The 18,053-nt window shown below is 68.9% G+C and carries 15 protein-coding genes; 10 read left to right on the top strand and 5 right to left on the bottom strand.

Annotated features, from left to right (window positions below; all coding sequences use genetic code 11):
- Positions 1-98 precede the first annotated feature (98 nt).
- On the top strand, positions 99-1,061 hold the full coding sequence (locus OHB24_RS16045; protein WP_327639821.1) for a hypothetical protein: 963 nt from the start codon (positions 99-101) through the stop codon (positions 1,059-1,061).
- Positions 1,062-1,087: 26 nt separating this feature from the next.
- Here OHB24_RS16045 and OHB24_RS16040 read toward each other — a convergent pair whose 3' ends face one another.
- The gene (locus OHB24_RS16040; protein WP_327639820.1) at positions 1,088-1,711 is read right to left on the bottom strand and encodes a flavin reductase family protein; all 624 of its coding nucleotides are present in this window, start codon (positions 1,709-1,711) and stop codon (positions 1,088-1,090) included.
- A gap of 87 nt (positions 1,712-1,798) precedes the next feature.
- Here OHB24_RS16040 and OHB24_RS16035 point away from each other — a divergent pair, with 87 nt between their 5' ends.
- The 3 genes from OHB24_RS16035 to OHB24_RS16025 all read left to right on the top strand — a co-directional run bounded on the left by OHB24_RS16035 (position 1,799) and on the right by OHB24_RS16025 (position 4,753).
- The gene (locus OHB24_RS16035; protein ID WP_327639819.1) at positions 1,799-2,737 is read left to right on the top strand and encodes an aminoglycoside phosphotransferase family protein; all 939 of its coding nucleotides are present in this window, start codon (positions 1,799-1,801) and stop codon (positions 2,735-2,737) included.
- A 111-nt stretch (positions 2,738-2,848) separates the two neighbouring features.
- Complete coding sequence (mgrA, locus tag OHB24_RS16030) at positions 2,849-3,883, top strand: L-glyceraldehyde 3-phosphate reductase (RefSeq protein WP_327639818.1); 1,035 nt, start codon at positions 2,849-2,851, stop codon at positions 3,881-3,883.
- A 216-nt stretch (positions 3,884-4,099) separates the two neighbouring features.
- Positions 4,100-4,753: a hypothetical protein gene (locus tag OHB24_RS16025; RefSeq protein ID WP_327639817.1), complete on the top strand. Its 654-nt coding sequence runs from the start codon at positions 4,100-4,102 to the stop codon at positions 4,751-4,753.
- Positions 4,754-4,989: 236 nt separating this feature from the next.
- Here OHB24_RS16025 and OHB24_RS16020 read toward each other — a convergent pair whose 3' ends face one another.
- Both OHB24_RS16020 and OHB24_RS16015 read right to left on the bottom strand, forming a co-directional pair.
- On the bottom strand, positions 4,990-5,967 hold the full coding sequence (locus tag OHB24_RS16020) for a TAXI family TRAP transporter solute-binding subunit (protein ID WP_327639816.1): 978 nt from the start codon (positions 5,965-5,967) through the stop codon (positions 4,990-4,992).
- A complete protein-coding gene (locus OHB24_RS16015; RefSeq protein WP_327639815.1) occupies positions 5,964-7,991 on the bottom strand; it encodes a TRAP transporter permease in 2,028 nt (675 codons plus the stop codon). Before OHB24_RS16015 ends, OHB24_RS16020 begins: the two co-directional genes overlap by 4 nt.
- A 118-nt stretch (positions 7,992-8,109) precedes the next feature.
- Between OHB24_RS16015 and OHB24_RS16010 the strand changes: the two genes are divergently transcribed.
- The gene (locus tag OHB24_RS16010; RefSeq protein ID WP_012918592.1) at positions 8,110-8,775 is read left to right on the top strand and encodes a response regulator transcription factor; all 666 of its coding nucleotides are present in this window, start codon (positions 8,110-8,112) and stop codon (positions 8,773-8,775) included.
- Positions 8,776-8,811: 36 nt separating this feature from the next.
- Complete coding sequence (locus tag OHB24_RS16005) at positions 8,812-10,152, top strand: sensor histidine kinase (RefSeq protein WP_327639814.1); 1,341 nt, start codon at positions 8,812-8,814, stop codon at positions 10,150-10,152.
- 10 nt (positions 10,153-10,162) lie between these two features.
- Here the strand turns inward: OHB24_RS16005 and OHB24_RS16000 are convergent, their stop codons facing one another.
- Positions 10,163-11,203 carry a TAXI family TRAP transporter solute-binding subunit gene (locus OHB24_RS16000; RefSeq protein WP_327639813.1) on the bottom strand — a complete coding sequence of 347 codons (1,041 nt, stop codon included), beginning with the start codon at positions 11,201-11,203 and terminating at the stop codon, positions 10,163-10,165.
- Positions 11,204-11,451: 248 nt separating this feature from the next.
- Between OHB24_RS16000 and OHB24_RS15995 the strand changes: the two genes are divergently transcribed.
- Positions 11,452-14,466 (top strand): alpha-mannosidase, encoded by a 3,015-nt coding sequence (locus OHB24_RS15995; RefSeq protein ID WP_327639812.1) that lies wholly within the window; start codon positions 11,452-11,454, stop codon positions 14,464-14,466.
- Between the two features lie 78 nt (positions 14,467-14,544).
- Here the strand turns inward: OHB24_RS15995 and OHB24_RS15990 are convergent, their stop codons facing one another.
- On the bottom strand, positions 14,545-15,378 hold the full coding sequence (locus OHB24_RS15990; protein ID WP_327639811.1) for an SGNH/GDSL hydrolase family protein: 834 nt from the start codon (positions 15,376-15,378) through the stop codon (positions 14,545-14,547).
- A gap of 109 nt (positions 15,379-15,487) precedes the next feature.
- Here OHB24_RS15990 and OHB24_RS15985 point away from each other — a divergent pair, with 109 nt between their 5' ends.
- The 3 genes from OHB24_RS15985 to OHB24_RS15975 are packed head-to-tail and all read left to right on the top strand — an operon-like array spanning position 15,488 to position 18,035.
- On the top strand, positions 15,488-16,399 hold the full coding sequence (locus OHB24_RS15985) for a hypothetical protein (protein WP_327639810.1): 912 nt from the start codon (positions 15,488-15,490) through the stop codon (positions 16,397-16,399).
- Positions 16,326-16,691 (top strand): PucR family transcriptional regulator, encoded by a 366-nt coding sequence (locus OHB24_RS15980; protein WP_327639809.1) that lies wholly within the window; start codon positions 16,326-16,328, stop codon positions 16,689-16,691. The genes OHB24_RS15985 and OHB24_RS15980 overlap by 74 nt, the downstream gene beginning before the upstream one ends.
- A 15-nt stretch (positions 16,692-16,706) precedes the next feature.
- The gene (locus OHB24_RS15975; protein WP_327639808.1) at positions 16,707-18,035 is read left to right on the top strand and encodes a cytochrome P450; all 1,329 of its coding nucleotides are present in this window, start codon (positions 16,707-16,709) and stop codon (positions 18,033-18,035) included.
- Positions 18,036-18,053 lie beyond the last annotated feature (18 nt).

The following is an 18,053-nucleotide window of genomic DNA, read 5'->3' as shown; positions in this document are numbered from 1 at the left end:
CGGACATCAGGAGCGTCCCACTTGTCCACAGGTTCGGATTGGCGTGCGCGGGGGCGGCCCGATCCTCGTACCTTCTCTGCCGACAAGGAGGACCGACGATGCCCATCGACACCACCGAACATGCCCAAGGCAACAACTCCCCACGTTCCAGCCGTCCCGACCTGGTGCTGCCACCGCTGTCCAGGCGGCAGGCCGACCGGTTCGTGCACCTGGCGTTGCGCACGGCGGCCGATCTCGGTCTGGCCGTCAGCTACCAGGGCGGCGCCGCGCTCGTGCCCGCCGACAGAACCGCCGGCAACCCGGTGCTCGGACTGAGCAATCTCGCGCGCATCCTCGCCCACTTCGACGAGGACCGCTGGCCGCTGCTCATCGAGGAACACTTCCGCCAACTCCTGGAGCAGCTCCGCCAAGGCCCGCCGAAACCACCGGACGACCCCGAGCGCGAGCTGATCCAGCGGCTCGTCCCTCGCGACGCGCTGCCGCCCGACTGGACCGCGGACCGCCCCGATTTCCTCCCGGGCCTGATCTCCGTCCCGTCCGCGGAGGCCGACGGCATCGTGACCATGTACCTGGAGCCGGCCGACCTGGACCTCACCTGGTCGGACGCCGAACGCTTCGGCCTCGCCAACCTCCGCGGCCTCGAAGACCGGGTGGAGTACGTCGATCACGACGATCTCCGCATCGCCTTCGTCTCCGGGACCGCCTTCGCGGCCTCCCGTGCGCTCGTCCTCGACACCGTGCTGCGTGAGTCCTTGCACGTCGAGCACGCACCACACGGTGTGCTCGCCGCGGTCCCGGCCCGGGACACGTTGCTGCTCCACGTGATCGAGGGACTGACCGTCATCCCGGCGCTCGGCGTCCTGCTGAACGTCGCCGCCCGCTGCCACGCCCATGATCCCGGCCCTCTGTCCCCCGACGTCTACCTGGTGACTCCCGACTTCACCTGGCACTCCGCCACAACCGCACTGCCCGACCACACACCACTGCGGTTGTCCCCCGAGCTCGAGACCCTCACCAAGGTCCTCGCAACACGGGAGTCAACACCTGAGCCCCGCCGATAACAGATGCCCGAAGCAACTACCAGGTCCTAATCAGCAGGAGGTTTGAAGTGGCCGGGCCAGTCGGAGTAGCGGATGCGGGTGATCGAGCGGACCTCGCCGATCGTGGACCACTCGTCCTTGCCGAGCCGGGCGAGCGGGCGGAGGCGACCGATGTCCGGGTGGTCGCCGTCCAGGACGGCGGCGTCGATCGCGAGGTGCCGGACCTGACCGATGACGAGGGTGCAGTCACCGAGTTCGAGGGTGGTGTGCAGCGTGCACTCGATCGCCACCGGCGACTCCGCGACCCGCGGTACGGCGACAGTCCGGGACGGCTCGGTCGTCACCCCGATCGCCTCGAACTCGGAGACGTCGGCCGGAAAGTTCGTCCCGGACGCGTTGACCTGTTCGTAGAGCTGCTCGGCGGCGAAGTTCACCACGAACTCGCCGGTCGCCTCGACGTTGTTCAGGCTGTCCTTGCGCCCCACCGAGGTGAACTGCACCATCGGCGGCTGCACGGACGAGACGGTGAAGAACGAGTGCGGCGCCAGGTTCAGCACGCCGTCCGCCGACAGGCTCGACACCCACGCGATCGGGCGCGGCACGACCACGGAGTTCAGCATTGCATAGAACTCCCGCCGCCCCGCGGCCTCCGGATTCACATCGACACGCACGCCCGAAGTACATCAAACTCGGTGGATGCCGCCGTACCCCGCCTCGCGGATCCGGGCGGCGGTTCGCTCGGACGACGGAGACGTGGATTGACTGAAGAGCTCGACTTCCCGGACCAGGTGGCTGCTGTGGCGCGGCGCCATGGCGTCGACCCCGGTGAGCTGAAGGAGGTCGCCGGCGGGGTCGCCAACCGGGGCTTCGTGCTCGGGGACGAGCTGTTCCTGCGGGTGTGCCGGCCCGGGTTCGAGGCCGATCTGCTGAAGGAGACGCACGTCGTGCCGGCTGCCCGGTCCGTCGGGGTGCTGACACCCGCGATCGTGGAGTACGACGACAGCGGCCGTCTGATCGCTGCGCCGTACGTGGTGATGGAGCGGGTCCACGGCACCGAGCCCACCGACCTCCCCACCGGCCTCGCCGAGCAACTCGCCAACCTCCACCAACTCGAGCAGCGTCCCGCCTCGGAGCCGGACCTCTCGGAGCCGGACCTCTCGAAGCCGGACCTGTCGGGGTTGGAGCTCCCGGGGTTGGCTGAGGACGGTTGGGGGGATCCGTGGGGGACGATCGACGAGCTTGCGGATCGCGGGTATGTCGATCCGGGGACGGCGAGTTGGCTGACCGGGTGGTTCACGCGGCTCGCGGAGCGCATCGACGGGAGTGGGCCGAAGGTGCTGATCCACGGAGATGTTGCCGCTCACAACCTTCTCGCCGGGCCAGATGGCGACCTTCGCGCACTCATCGACTGGGGTGACGCGGCCTGGGCGCCACGGGCCATGGACTTCGCCAAGCTCCCCCTGACCCAGGTCGCCGAGCTGCTTCCGGACTACCTCCGGTACTCCCAGTCACCGGAGTCCGAGGAGGAGCTCGCCGCCGCCGTCCTCTGGTTCCATCTGTCCTGGGGTCTTGCCAAACTCCCCGCCGCCCCTTGGCCCGGCCAACGCCACTGGACCGCTCCCACCACCAGCCGCTTGCTCAACATCCTGCACTTCTTCACCACTGCTCCACCGCAGCCCTGGTCCGGACTCACCTAGGGAGACGTGCCCAGCGATCAAGAAGGCGGGGTTCTTGATGTCAGTGATGCGGTTTCTGCTTGAAAACAAGGGGGTTTGCACTTGTTGTGACATGAGGCAGACTGGGGTTCCGTGACTGACTACGAGGCGGCTGCGAGCCGGTACGACGATCAGATGACCTACCGGCGGACGGGCCGGAGCGGACTGCAGCTCCCGGCGATCTCGCTCGGGCTGTGGCACAACTTCGGCGACGACAAGCCGTTCACGACGCAGCGGGACATCCTGCGGCGGGCGTTCGACCTCGGCGTCACGCACTTCGACCTGGCCAACAACTACGGCCCGCCGTACGGGTCGGCCGAGACCAACTTCGGGACGCACTTCGCGCGGGACTTCAAGCGCTACCGCGACGAGCTGATCATCTCGACCAAGGCCGGGTACGACATGTGGCCGGGGCCGTACGGTCAGGGCGGCGGCTCGCGGAAGTATCTGCTCGCGTCGCTCGACCAGTCGCTGAGCCGGATGGGCCTGGACTACGTCGACATCTTCTACTCGCACCGGTTCGACCCGGACACGCCGCTCGAGGAGACGATGGGCGCGCTCGACGCGGCGGTCCGCTCGGGCAAGGCGCTGTACGCCGGCATCTCGTCGTACTCGGCGGACCGGACCCGGGAGGCAGCGCGGATCCTGCAGGAGCTCGGTACGCCGCTGCTTATCCACCAGCCGTCGTACTCGATGCTGAACCGGTGGATCGAGGAGGACCTGCTGGACGCGGTGGGTGAGCTCGGGGTCGGGGTGATCGCGTTCTCGCCGCTGGCGCAGGGCGTGCTCACGGACCGGTACCTGGGCGGCATCCCGTCCGACTCGCGCGCGGCGCAGGGCAAGTCGCTCAACCCGGACTCGCTGACCGAGGACACGCTCAAGCACGTCCACGCGCTGAGCGAGATCGCGAAGGAGCGCGGTCAGTCCGTCGCCCAGCTCGCGCTCGCCTGGACGCTGCGCGACGACCGCGTCACCAGCGCGCTGATCGGCGCCTCCAGCGTCGCGCAGCTCGAGGACAACCTCGCCACCGTGCGCAACCTCGGATTCAGCTCCGAAGAGCTCAAGGCGATCGACGCCGACGCCGTGGAGGCGGGCATCAACCTCTGGAAGAAGAGCTCGGACGCCTGACAGCCACACCTCACGAAACGCCCGCCGCACCCACGTGCGGCGGGCGTTTCCATTGCCGCCGACGACAGCCGACGGCGCGAATCGGTGTCGGCGCGAGACGGTGCCGGCGCGAATTGGTGTCGGGGCGAGGCGGGAAGGTTACGGAGCGGGTTGAAACGGTTGCGGTTCGGGTCGGATGGGCACACGCTGGGAAGAGACCTTCTGGAGGTGGTTGTCGTGACCGCTTCGACGCTCGAAATGGCCCTGACCTACGAACACGCGCGGATTCGGGAGCTGGCCGAGCCTGCTCACCACCCGGACGCTGCGCACCCTGAGCACCGGCATCAGACCGACTGGTTCTACGCGATCGCGGCCCAGCACCTGGCCGCGGCCGAGGACGTGCTCCTCCCGCACGTCAGCCGGCTCCCCGACGGGAGTGACCTGGTCACCAGGTACGTCGGCAACGCGAAGGAACTGGAACGCTCGCTGCGCTTCCTCAAAGGACGGCAGTACGGCGACAGCCGGTTCCTGCATCTCCACCACGGCGACCTGTGGCAGCAGATCGACCGGCTGCTGAGCGAGCACGAGGCCATCGAGACGACGTACAGCCGGCAGATCTCCGAGCAGCTCGACGACCCGGACGTGAACACGCTCACCGAGGACCTGCTCGAGGCGGAGGAGGTGGCGCCGACCAGAGCGCACCCGGCCTCCCCGCACACCGGCAGGGCCGGGCGGCTGGCGCACCGCATGTGGCGGATGGCCGACGCGGCCTGGGACAGCGCCGAGGGACGCGTCGTACCGATCAAGTACCACGCGCACCCGAAGCGCGACTCCGCGCTGTCCCACTACCTGTACGGCACACCGATGCCGCACGAGGACGAACCGCAGTAGACGAACTGCACCAGACGGAAAGGGGCCCGGCCCCGGCGGATGCCTCCGCCGAGACCGGGCCCGGTCTGCCGGCTCTCACTGCGCCTGGTTGTGGGAGCCGACGTGCGGGTCCCGTCGCCGCTACGCCTGGTGCGCGGATCCGGAACCCTGCGTCCTCCCCCGCTGCGCCTGGTGTGCGGGGGAGGACGGTCTGTGTGCGCCTGGGTACCGAACAGCTACCGGTACCCAGGCTGGTGCTATTTCAGACCGTCGATCGCTTTCTTGGCACCTGGGTGCAGCGGCACCGGGTCGGTCTTCTCGGCGTTCTCCAGCGTGATGCCCTTCGCTGCCGCGTTCACCGCGACCAGCGCAGCCATGTTGTCGTAGACAACCTTCGTGAGCTGCTCGGCCAGTTCGTCCTTCATGTCCTTGCGGACCAGCAGCACGTTCGGCACGATGATCGTCGCCACGTCGGCCGGCTGCTTGTACGTCGCCGCCGGGATCGGCGCCTGCGAGTAGATCGAGCCGTACTTCTCCTGCATCTTCGGCAGCAGATCCGCGATCGGCAGGAGCTTGACGCCCTTGCCCATGCTGGTGACGAGGTCGGTGATACCGCCGGTCGGCAACCCACCGGACCAGACCAGAGCGTCGATCGACCCGGACTTCATCGCGTCCACCGACTCCGGCAACCCGAGCCGCTGTGCGGTGACGTCCTTGGCCGGGTCGAGCCCCGCCGCCTCGATCAGCCGGCGCGCGATCACCTCGGTGCCGGAGTTCGGCGAACCGGTGGAGACCCGCTTGCCCTTCAGGTCCGCGATCGAGTTGATTCCTGCGGACGTCCGTACGGCGACCTGTGTGTAGTTGTTGTACAGCCGGGTGAGCGCGACCACTTCCTGCTTGGTCTTGAAGCTGTTCACGCCGTTCACCGCGTCCGCCGCCGAGTCACCGAGCGAGAACGCGATGTCGTAGTTGCCGCCGACCAGACCCTGGATGTTCTGCACCGAGGCACCGGTCTCGCTGGCGGTCGCCCGGTAGCCGGACATCTTCTCCGAGATCACCGAGGCGAGCGCACCACCGAGCTGGTAGTACACCCCCGTCGTGTTGCCGGTGGCAATCGTCAGCCGGCCGCCGGATTCCGTTCCGGAGCCGGACGGTTCCCGCTGGCCGCCACAGGCAGCGAGCGAGACGAGGGCGGCAAGCGCCACCGCGACGGTGGGGAGGCGACGGAGTCTCATGAGGCAAGGGTTCCTTCCTCGGCAGAGGTCTGGCGTTGCCGCCGGACCAGATTGATGACGACGGCAACAAGTAGCAAACAGATTCCGGCGATGATGGTTACGGGCGCGAGGTAGAGCAGCAGCGCGGCGGCCGGTACGCAGACCGCCCGCTCGAGCCAGGTCGTCCGGACGAACACCCAGCCGCCGGTGACCACGGCGAGCGCGGCCACGGCCAGCATCGACACCACCGTGGTCCACACCATGCCGACGAACGATCCCTGACCGAGCAGGTGCGCGCCGTTGTCGGTGAGCACGAACGCGAACGGCACCAGGAACGCCGGCAGTGTGTACTTCCACGCCTGCCACATCGTCGGCATCACCTTGCCGCCGGTGATCGCGGCGGTCGCCACCGCGGCCAGGGCTGTCGGCGGCGACACCTCGGACAGTACGGCGTAGTAGAAGATGAACATGTACGCCTCGGGCCGCGTCACGCCGAGGTTGATCAGCGCCGGCGCGATGATCACCGCCGCGATGATGAACGACGCGGTCACCGGCACCGCGAGTCCGAGGATCAGGACGGCGAACCCGGACAGCACCACGGTCAGGATCAGCACCACGGTGTGGTTGTCGGTCAGCCCGCGCGCCGCGTCGACGATGATCTCCGCCAGGTTCAGCCCGAGACCGGTCTGCGTGGTGACCGCGACGATCACGCCCGCGGTCGCGCAGGTCGCCGCCACCGGCAGCACCGAACGGGTGCCCTGGGCAAGCGCCTTGAACAACCGCTTCCCGGTCAGCCGGTGCTCACGGTCCAGGAACGACAACCCGAACTGGATGATCACCGCGTAGACCACGGCCTTGAACGGCGGTACGTCGACCGCCATGAACCCGATGATCACGAACAACGACAGGAAGTGGTACCCGAACCGCAGCAGCAACCGCCACGCGGAGTCCTCGGACACCGGCCCCGACGTCGTCCCGTGCTTGCGGGCGTCGATCTCGATCGCGAGCAGGATGCCCAGGTAGTACAGCAGCGTCGGGATCACGGCGAACCCGAGGACCTTCAGGTACGAGACCTGCAGGAACTCCGCGATGATGAACGCGGCCGCGCCGAGGGTCGGCGGGGACAGGATCGCGCCGATCCCTGACGCGGCGAGCATTCCGCCTGCCGGTTCGGCCGGGTACCCGGCCCGGCGCAGGATCGGCCACGACACGGTGCCGAGCGACACCGCGGTCGCCGTACCCGAACCCGAGACGCTACCGAGCAGGAAGCCCGCCAGCGTGACCGTGCGGCCGGGCGCCGTCCGGCTGCGTTTGAAGGCGGCGAACGACAGGTCGATGAAGAACTTGCCCGCGCCCGAGTAGTCGAGCACCGCGCCGTAGATGGTGAAGAGCACGATGTACGACGCGGCGACCGTCAACGGCGTCCCGTAGAAGCCCGCCGTACCCATCGTGAACTGCGCGATGATCGCGTCGAAGTCGAAGCCCTTGTGGGAGAGCAACCAGGTCTGGGGCAGGAACCCGCCGTAGTACGAGTAGGCGATGAACGCCAGGCTGAACGCCGGCAGCACCCAGCCGGTCGTACGGCGGCACGCTTCGAGCAGCAGGATCAGCAGTACAGCCCCTACCGCCACGTCCAGCGCCGAAGGTGCCTGCCGGCGCTCCAGGTACCCGTCGAAGTCGAAGAGCGGGTAGACGCACACCGCCAGCGCGACGAGCGCGAGGATCCAGTCCGACACGCCCGGGTCGTCGTGCGACCGCGTCTGCGCCTTGAACGGATTGACGAACGCAGGGACGCGAAAACCGCGGTAACACAGCAACGTGATCGGCAGAACCGCTGCGAGAAAGATCACCAAGTAGAACTGCGTGCCCTGTGGTAGTGGGAAGAACACCTGTGCCAGCACGCCGACGCTGATGATTGCGCACCAGACCGAAACGACCTGATCCAGGGCAGGCCGAAGCCGCCGAGCGGGCCGTTCCTGCTCGTACTCGGCCAGTTCTTCCTCAGAGGGCACGGTTACGCCACCCCCGCCAGCACCGACAGTCATCGACCGGTTCCCTCCTGTGTGCGGAAGGCTAATGTTGCCGAACACTGCGTGGAGTCGTGTGATTACGTCTTTACCAAGATCTGACACATCAGGCCGGGACCTGGCCTACGATCACCGCATGAGTGGCGCGGTGCGGATTCTGCTGGTCGAGGACGATCTCGATATCGCCAATGCCTTGATACCCGCTTTGCGGCGGTACGGCCTGATGGTGACGCATGTCCGCACGGCCGCGGACGCCTTGGCGGCCGATCCCGGCGACCTTGTTCTGCTGGACCTCGGGCTGCCGGACGGGGACGGCATCAACGTGTGCCGGCAGATCCGCACGGTGTCCGACGTACCGGTGATCGCGGTGACCGCGCGCGGCGAGGCGGCCGACCGGGTCCGCGGCCTGCGCAGCGGCGCCGACGACTACGTGGTGAAACCGTTCGCGATTTCCGAGCTGCTGGCCCGCATCGATGCTGTACTTCGTCGTACCGGCCTTTTGCAGCCCCGCCCCCGGGTGACCGTCGGCGACCTGACCGTGGACATCGAGGCCCGGACGGTTCAGGTGGCGGACAAGCCCATCAGTCTGACCCGCAAGGAGTTCGACGTGCTCGCAGTGCTGGCCGCTCACCACGGCCGGGTGGTTCCCCGTGAACAGGTCGCGCTGTACGCCTGGCAGTCGGTCTTCGAGGCGTCGTCGCGCACCATGGACGTCCACGTCGCCAGCCTGCGCGCCAAGCTCGGCCGGCCCGAACTGGTGCAGACCATTCGCGGCGTCGGCTACCGCCTCGGTTCGGACTGACCGTTGCGCCGTCGACTACTGCAGTCCCTCGTCCCGATGGTCGTCGCGCTGGCGATCGTCGCTGTGATCCCGCTGGCGAACTTCATCGCCACGAGCAACTCGCGCACGCTCTTCCTGTCCCGCAGCAACGACGCGGACTGGTTCGCCGCGATGGCCGAGTCCCCGTTGCAGACCGGCGACATCGCGAACCTGCGTGAGCTCGCCGTGCGGTACCAGGAGCTCTACAACACCCCTGTTTTCGTCGTCGACGTCGACTCCCGCGTCATCGCCACCTCGGTTTCCGGTGTGGACGTGAAGGAAGAAGACATCGCGAACGCCCTGCACAGCACGCTGGCCGGCCGTCTCCCGCCCGAGCCGCCGGCGCTGTGGCCGTGGGCCTCCGGCGAGATGATCGTGTCCCGCCCGGTCGTCAACAACGGCAGCGTGCTCGGCGCCGCCGTACTGCGGGTGCCGACGGAAAACGCCCGTGACCAGGTGCAGCGCGGCCTGCTGCTGCTCCTCGGCGGCCTGCTGATCAGCATCGGCGCGATCATCATCGGTATCGTCCGGCCGATCACCCGCTGGGTGCTGCGGCCGCTGCAGGACCTCGACAACGCCACCCACCAGATCACCCGTGGCGCGCTCGACACCAGAGTCTCGACCGACGGCCGCGCACCGGAGCTCCGCCGGCTGGGCGACAGCTTCAACTCGATGGCGCTGAGCCTGCACCAGGCCCGGCAGCGTGAGCGCGAGTTCGTCGCCGACGCGTCGCACCAGCTGCGGACGCCGCTGACGTCGGCCCGGATCCACATCGAGGGCCTGTCCCGGCTGTCGCCGACCGCGCGGTTCGCGCTCAGCGACATCGACCGGCTCGGCCGGATCGTCCAGCGGCTGTCCCGGCTGGCCGGCTCCGACCGCCCGTCGGCCGATGCCGAGGGCAACGAAGAGCCGCTGGACCTCGCCCAGGCGGTGAAGGAGCGGCTGGTCGGCTGGAAGGCCGTGTACTCCGCCGACGACCTGGAACTGATCATCGGCGAGATGGTCCCGGGCGGGGTCGCGCCGGAGCTCGAGGTCGACGACATCCTCGACGTACTGCTGGACAACGCGTCGAAGTACGGCGCACCGCCGGTGGAGGTCTCGGTCACCCGGGACGGCACCGAGGTGGTGATGTCGGTGCGCGACCACGGTCTGGGGCTCGGCTCCCGGGACCTGAAGAAGGTCGGCGAGCGGTTCTGGCGCAGCGCGCACCACCGGGAGATGCCGGGTACCGGTCTCGGCCTGGCGATCGTTCGCTCCGAGGCGGCCCGGGTCGGCGGCCGTGTGGTCGCCCGGCCGCCGATCGGCGGCGGCCTCGTCATCGAGGTCCGCGTCCCCCTGATCGACGACTACGACGCCTGAGCAGTGCCGCTCAGATGTGATTCTGGCGGTACCAGCGTTCCGCCGCGGGGTGCAGCGGGACCGGCATGGTGGCGATCGCCGAGCGGGGGTCGAGCGCACCTGCCTCGGGGTGCTTCGGGATCAGGTCGTTCTGCCGGCGGAACAGGGTGTTCACCGTCCACCACGCCCAGGAGTCCGACAGGTTCGGCTTCGCGATCAGGAGGTTCGGGACCGCCAGCGTCGGCACCGAGCTGGCCAGCCCGTACTGCGACGGCGGGATCGCGGACACCAGGAAGCCGCCGAACTCCTTCAGCGCGATCGCCTGCGCGACCGCGCTGATGTCGAGCAGCCGGAACCCGATGGACTTCTGCAGGGCGGCGATCGGATCGGTCGGCACACCACCGCTCCAGATGAACGCGTCGAGCGAACCCTTGAGGGCCTTGCCCGTGGGCTGCACTGCGGCGGCCATCTGCTCGAGGGTCAGGTTCTTCCGGACCACGTCGACCTTGGCCGGGTCCAGGTCCGGGTTCTTCTGGATCAGGTCGGCCCTGGCCTTGTTCAGGATCATGTTCGCGACGATCTCGGTCCCGGAGTCCTTCGGGCCGACGCCGACGACCATCTTCCGGTTCGGGTCGTCCTTGCTCGGGAACAGGTCGTCGAGCTTCGACGCCTTCGACGCCATCGGTACGACGACGTGCACGTAGTTGTCGTAGACGCGGGCGAGCGCCGTGAACCGCAGTGGGGCGCCGGTGCTGAACTCGCCGGTGCCCTCGTACGCCGCCAGCGCGGAGTCCGACGTACAGAATCCGAGGTCGGCCTTGCGGCCGGCGACCTTGTACAGGTTGTCCACCGACCCGTCGCTGACCACCGGCTTCAGCTCCATGCCGGTGACTTCGCTGACGAGTGCGCTCAGCGCCGTACCGAACTTGTTGTAGACGCCGTTCAGGTTCCCGGTCGAGAACACCCCGGCCGCCGACGGCGCCGGCTCGTCCGCGCGGCCGCGCGAGCAGCCGGGCAGCAGGAGTCCCGACGCGGCGGCGGCGCCGAGGCCGAGCATGCTGCGCCGCGTCATTCCGGTCCGTGTCATCCCAGTCGGCCGGGCAGGGGGCAGCAGGCGGGGGCGATCCATGCAGACAACCTAGACAACAATGAGGCCTAGCGGGTAGCCGTGTCGGCGCCCCGCAACCCAACCGCTACTCACAGAGATCCACACAGCAAGAGTCGAACTGCGTCTGGACGCATGCGGGGTCGGTGTGACAGCGTTGTCATCGGTGCGGCCCGGTCGGCCGCGTGAGGATCATTTTCCCGGAGGCTGATTTCGTGCACGACGACCGTCAACTCATCGAGGAGCGGCTCAAGCGCGCCCTGCGGGAGCGGCTCCGCCCCGCGATCTACGGCGCGGCGGTCCCGCTGGACATCGAGGTGTGGCACGCACCTGGTGAGCCCGTGTCCGCCGCCGAAGCGCTGGCACAGACCTACGAGAAGGCCGAGATCGGCCTGCCGTGGGGTCCGGCCTGGGGTACCGCGTGGTTCAAGTTCAGCGGTCAGGTGCCGGCCGAGTGGGCCGGCCGCGAGATCGAGGCGGTCATCGACCTCGGCTTCAGCGGCGGCCCCGGCTTCTCCGCGGAGGGCCTGGTGCACACCACCTCCGGCAAGCCGCTGAAGGGCCTGCACCCGCGGCAGACCTACGCCCCGCTGTCGATCCTCGGCCCGGACGGTACGGCGGCGTCGCCCGGCGACCGGATCGAGTTCTACGTCGAGGGCGCCGCGAACCCGGAGATCCCGCTCGACAACGCCTACGCGAAGACCGATATCGGCGCCAAGCTCGGCGACCACCCGATCTACCAGCTGACCCGCGCCGACCTGGCCGTGTTCAACGCCGAGGTGTGGGACCTGATCCTCGACCTCGAGGCGCTGTTCAGCCTGCAGAACGAACTGTCCGCCCAGGAGCCCCGCCGGCGCGAGATCCTGCGCGCACTGAGCCGGTCGTTGGACGCGCTCGACTACGAGAACGTGGCCGGCACCGCCGCGGACGCCCGCGCCCAGCTGACCGACGTACTGAGCCGGCCTGCGCACGCGAGCGCGCACCAGCTGTCCGCGGTCGGCCACGCGCACATCGACTCCGCCTGGCTCTGGCCGCTCCGGGAGACCCGCCGCAAGGTGGCCCGGACAGTGTCCAACGTTGCCACCTTGGCCGAGGAGTACCCGGAGCTGGTCTTCGCGTTCTCGCAGGCCCAGCAGCACGCCTGGGTGAAGGACAACTACCCGGAGGTCTGGGAGCGGCTGAAGAAGGCCGTGGCCGAGGGCACCATCGTTCCGGTAGGCGGTATGTGGGTCGAGTCCGACACCAACCTGCCCGGCAGCGAGGCGCTGGCCCGGCAGTTCGTGCACGGCAAGCGGTTCTTCCTGGACGAGTACGGCATCGACACCCAGGAGGTCTGGCTGCCGGACTCGTTCGGCTACACCGCCGCGCTGCCGCAGCTGGTGAAGCTGTCCGGCTCGAAGTGGTTCCTGACCCAGAAGATCTCCTGGAACAAAGAGAACAAGTTCCCGCACCACACCTTCTGGTGGGAGGGCCTCGACGGGACCCGGGTGTTCACCCACTTCCCGCCGATCGACACCTACAACTCGGACCTGTCCGGTCGCGAGCTCGCGCACGCGCAACGGAACTTCCAGGAGAACGGCGCCGCGACCCGGTCGCTGGTCCCGTTCGGGTACGGCGACGGCGGTGGCGGCCCCACCCGTGAGTTCGTCGCGACCGCGCGCCGGGTGGCGAACCTGGAGTCCTCGCCGAAGGTGACCATCGAGTCCCCGACCGAGTTCTTCGCGGCCGCCGAGGACGAGTACCGCGAGCACGCGCCGGTCTGGTCCGGTGAGCTCTACCTGGAGATCCACCGGGCGACGTACACCTCGCAGGCCAAGACCAAGCAGGGCAACCGGCGCAGCGAGCACCTGCTCCGCGAGGCCGAACTGTGGAGCGCGGCGGCCGTCGTCGCGGGCAAGCTCGACACGTACCCGTACGACGACCTCGACCGGCTGTGGAAGGTCGCGCTGCTGCACCAGTTCCACGACATCCTGCCGGGCTCCTCGATCTCGTGGGTGCACCGCGAGGCGGAGGCGACGTACGCGCGGGTCGCCGAGGAGCTGAACGCGATCATCGCGAAGGCCCAGCAGGCGCTGGCCGGCGAGGGTTCGGAGCAGATCGTCTTCAACGCCGCTCCGCACGGCCGCAACGGCGTCGCCGGTCTCGGCGCGGGTGTCGCGGCCGTCGAGGGCCAGGCCGTCACGGTCGAGAACGGCGTCCTGGACAACGGCCTGATCCGGGTCACCGTCGACGAGCGCGGCCTGATCACCTCGCTGTACGACGTCGAGGCGCAGCGCGAGGTCATCGCACCGGGTGCCGTCGGCAACCTTCTGCAGCTGCACGTGGACACCCCGAACCACTGGGACGCGTGGGACGTCGACTCGTTCTACAAGAACAACGTCCGGGACGTGACCGAGGTCGACAGCGTCGACTTCAGCACCGCGGACGGCGTCGCGACCGTGGTCGTGAAGCGGTCCTTCAACCGGTCCACCGTGACCCAGACGCTGCGGGTCCGCCCGGGCGCGAAGCGGGTCGACATCGAGACCGAGATGGACTGGCACGAGGCGGAGAAGTTCCTCAAGGCGGCGTACCCGGTCGACGTGCACGCGGACCGGTCGGCGTCCGAGACGCAGTTCGGGCACATCTTCCGGCCGACCCACCAGAACACCTCGTGGGACGCGGCGAAGTTCGAGATCGCGGCGCACCGCTGGGTGCACGTCGGCGAGCCGGGGTACGGCGTCGCCGTGGTCAACGACTCGACGTACGGCCACGACATCAACCGGACCGCGCGGGAGGACGGCGGTACGACGACCACCATCCGCACCTCGCTGATCCGGGCGCCGCGGTTCCCCGACCCGTTGACCGACCAGGGCGTGCACACCGTGAACCACGCGCTGGTGGTCGGCGCCGGGATCCCGGAGGCGATCGAGGAGGGCTACCGGATCAACCTGCCGGAGCGGGTCGTCAGCGGCGCCGCGGGCGTCGAGCCGATCCTTGCCGTCGACAACGACAACGTGATCGTCGAGGCGCTGAAGCTGGCCGATGACGAGTCCGGCGACGTGGTCGTCCGGCTGTACGAGTCCAGCGGCGGCCGTGGCCGCGCCACCGTCACGCCGTCCTTCACGGCGGCGTCGGTGACCGAGGTCGACCTCCTCGAACGCCGCCTGGCGGACCGGGACCTGAAGGACAACGGAGTCACCTTCGAACTCCGCCCCTTCCAGATCCTCACCCTCCGCTTCAAGCGTTCCTGATCCACCCCACCCCGAAGGCCCGCCCAACCCTCCTTGGGCGGGCCTTCACCTTTGTCCGTGTTGTCAGTGCGCCGCCTGTCAGTCGGCAGCCGCGGCGACCAGCTGACCGAAGGCGGCCATGCCGCGTGCGCTGGGGTGGAGTGGGGCGGCGGCCGAGGTCGGGATGAGGCCCTCGAGCCAGCGCTGGGTGATGGGGGCGCAGGCGTCGTGGCCGATGCTCGGGGTGCGAAGGTCGACGTACTGCGCACCGTGCGCGGCCGACTGTTCCGCGAGCATGGTGTTGAGGCGGTCGATCGTGGCCTGCAGGTAGTTGGCGTCGACCGACCAGACCGGGATCTGCGGGTAGCAGCCGTTCGGGCGGATGTAGGTGCCGTACCCGGTCACCAGGATGCGCGCGTTCGGCGCGAGCTGCCGGATCCGGTCGAGCGCCTGCCCGAACGGTGCGGCCGTCGCGGCGATCCTGGCGGCGAGCTGGTCGGTGCCGCCCGCAGTGAACCGCGCCTTGCACGAGGCGCCGGCGGGAGGCGGCAGCAGGTTGATACAGCTCAGGGCCGCGGAGACGAGCCCGGTGTCGTTCCCGCCGATGGCGACCGTCACCAGATCGGTCGTCGACTTCAGGGCGTCGTACTGCGGGGGCTTGAACCCGAACTGTTTCCCGCTGAAGTCCGGAATCACCGCGCCGGAACAGGTGACATCGGCCAGTCGCGCACCGAGCTCCTCGGCCGCGACATGCGGGTAGTTCAGCGCGGACCGCAGGCACGGTACGTCGATCTGCGGCGGAATCAGCGGCCCGGCAGCCGACGAGTCCCCGAGCGCGACGTACTCCAGTCCCCCGTCCGCCTGTGCCACCGCGGGACCGCTCACCAGTCCCGCCACCAGCACTCCTACCGCGAGCAGAACGCCTCGTCTCATCACCATCACCCTTCGCCGCCGACCGGTCACTACCTTCGAGTAGTAATGTTCGGCCCCAAAGCACCTGCCGGTCGCTAGGGCCACGCCCAGACTTCGAGGGGTGATCGTTGTGACAGATCACAAGGGAGAGCTGCGGTCCGGCGGTGTCCCCGTGCACGAGATCCTGCGCGCGGACCTCGCTCCGCTCGTGGACGACGTACTGCGGCGGCTCGTCGCGGACATCCCGCTGTACGCGCAGCTGCCCGACGAAGAGCTGCAGGGCGACATCCGGCGGATCACCGAGCGGACGCTGCGCGCGTTCAGCGAGACGTTCCGGACCGGCGTCGTACCGACCGGCGAGGCGCTCGATCCGCTCCGGGAGTCGGCGACCCGACGGGCCGAGGAGGGCGTTCCGCTGGAGGCGTTGCTGGCGGCGTACCACCTGGGCGGGAAGGTCTGCGCGGATCATGTCGCAGCGACGTTCCGGCCGGACGAGCTGCAGGACGCGATCGCGCTCAACCGGCTGATCCTGGACTTCCTCCAGCGCGTGACAGCCGTCGTGTCGGCCAGCTACTTCGAGGAGCGCCAGTCGATCGCCGGCGAGGACCAGGCCACGAGACAGTCGGTGTTCGCGGCGCTCGTCGACGGCCGACCGGTCGACGAGTCCGCGGCGCGGGCCGGGGTGCGGTTGCCGGCGGAGTACGTCGTACTCGGTCTGGCGATCGGGCCGCATCCGGACGAGAGCCGCCCCGGTGTCGACGCGCAGATCGTTGCCCGCCGCAAGCTCCGCAGGATCCGCGTGGAGCTGGATCGCCTCTCCGGCAGCATGTCCGGCCTGGCCCCGGACGGCGGCATCGCCCTCCTACCTACATTCCCCGGTTCCCTGTCGGGGCTGAGGGACAGGCTCAGCCGGGGTGGAGATCACGCTCGCCATCACGAACGCCGTACCGCTGGAGGTGCCTGCGGGCGTGGCGTTGGCGCGGGATCTGCTGGACGTCGTACGGATCCACGGTCGCCCGCCGGGTGTCTACGAACTCGATGACCTGCTGCTCGAGTACCAACTGAGCCGCCCTGGCCCAGCGCGTGATCGGCTGGCGAGCATGCTGACGCCGGTGGCGGACCGCGACGACCTGATGGCGACGCTGCGGTGCTACCTCGGGAACGCGCGCAACCGGCGACAGACCGCCGCCGACCTGCACGTTCACGCGAACACCGTGGACTACCGCCTCCGCCAGGTCGGCCGACTGACCGGGCTCGATCCGGTCCGGGACGACCAGCTGCCGCGGATCGTCGCAGCACTTGTCGCTTTCGATGCCGGACGTTCACCCGGCTGACGTAGCGTGAAAAGTATGGCTCCGACACCCTTGCTCGGTTCCCGCACACTCGACCGCCAGACGGCCCGCACGCTGCCGCCCGGACCGAAGCTGCCGACCCTCGCGCAGACCGTGCTGTTCGCGAGTCACCGCAGGACGTTCTTCCCGCGGATGCGGGACAAGTACGGCGACGTGTTCACTATCCGCCTGGTGCCGTCGAGCCGCGTGTGCGTCGTCCTGAGCCGGCCCGACCACATCCGGGAGGTGTTCGGCAGCCCGCCGTCGGTGATGCACGCCGGCGAGGGCAACACGGTGCTGGAGCCGATCATGGGTTCGCACTCGTTGCTGCTGCTCGACGACGAGGACCACGTGCGGATGCGCAAGCAACTGATGCCGGCGTTCTCCGGTGCGGCGCTGCGCGGGTACGCCGCGATGGTGCTCGAACTCGCCCGGGCCGACGTGGCGAAGTGGCCGGTCGGGAAGCCGTTCAAGGTGCACCACCGGATGCGGAACCTGACGCTGGAGATCATCCTGCAGGTGATCTTCGGCGTCACCGACGTCGACCGGCTGAACACCCTGCGCCCGTTGATGGACAAGATCGTGTCGGTGTCGCCGGTGATCATGCTCGGCGGGTTCTATCCACCCCTGCTCCGGGTGCGGCCGTGGAAGACGTACCTGGACACGCAGAAGCGGGTCGACGAGATCCTGTACGACGAGATCGCCGCCCGGCGCGAGACGTTCGCCGGGCGCACCGACGTACTCTCGCGGTTGCTTGCTGCGGGCAACTGGTCGGACGTGGAGTTGCGGGACCAGCTGGTGACGTTGCTGCTGGCCGGGCACGAGACGACGGCGACCGCGCTGGCGTGGGCGTTCCACGAACTGGCGCGCCGGCCGGCGGATCTGGAGTTCGGTCAGCACGCCGCCGACGCCGGCTCCGACGACGAACTCGAAGCGATCGTCAAGGAAGCACTACGGCGGCATCCGGTCGTCTACCAGGTCGGACGGCGCCTCACCGAGACCACCGACGTCGCCGGCTACCGGCTGCCCCGCGGTACGACGATCATGGCCGCGATCGGCCTGGTCCACCGGGACGCGGAACACTTCCCGCAGCCGCAGGAGTTCCGCCCGCAGCGCTTCCTGTCCGACGACCCGCCCGCGCCCGGCACCTGGATGCCGTTCGGCGGCGGAGCCCGGCGATGCATCGGCGCCGGTTTCTCCCTGATGGAAGGCACCGAGATCCTCCGCGCCGCCCTCGCCGCCTACGACTTCACCGCGCCACACCCCAAGCCCGAACCCGCCCAGGCCAAGAACGTCACCCTGGTCCCCCGCCGCGGCGCCGAGGTCGTCGTCACCCGGCGGGCCTGACGCGACGCCGTTCACTTT

This window comes from Kribbella sp. NBC_00482 (assembly GCF_036013725.1).
Lineage (GTDB): Bacteria > Actinomycetota > Actinomycetes > Propionibacteriales > Kribbellaceae > Kribbella.
The sequence above is the reverse complement of the archived record's forward strand: the minus strand, read 5'-3'. Positions and strand labels throughout refer to the sequence as shown.

Bases quoted from the DNA above. Each gene is read 5' to 3' on its own strand.
- OHB24_RS16045 (WP_327639821.1), top strand. From the start codon at position 99: ATGCCCATCGACACCACCGAACATGCCCAAGGCAACAACTCCCCACGT.
- OHB24_RS16020 (WP_327639816.1), bottom strand. From the start codon at position 5,967: ATGAGACTCCGTCGCCTCCCCACCGTCGCGGTGGCGCTTGCCGCCCTC.
- OHB24_RS16015 (WP_327639815.1), bottom strand. From the start codon at position 7,991: ATGACTGTCGGTGCTGGCGGGGGTGGCGTAACCGTGCCCTCTGAGGAA.
- OHB24_RS16010 (WP_012918592.1), top strand. From the start codon at position 8,110: ATGAGTGGCGCGGTGCGGATTCTGCTGGTCGAGGACGATCTCGATATC.
- OHB24_RS16005 (WP_327639814.1), top strand. From the start codon at position 8,812: ATGGTCGTCGCGCTGGCGATCGTCGCTGTGATCCCGCTGGCGAACTTC.
- OHB24_RS16000 (WP_327639813.1), bottom strand. From the start codon at position 11,203: ATGACGCGGCGCAGCATGCTCGGCCTCGGCGCCGCCGCCGCGTCGGGA.
- OHB24_RS15990 (WP_327639811.1), bottom strand. From the start codon at position 15,378: ATGAGACGAGGCGTTCTGCTCGCGGTAGGAGTGCTGGTGGCGGGACTG.
- OHB24_RS15975 (WP_327639808.1), top strand. From the start codon at position 16,707: ATGGCTCCGACACCCTTGCTCGGTTCCCGCACACTCGACCGCCAGACG.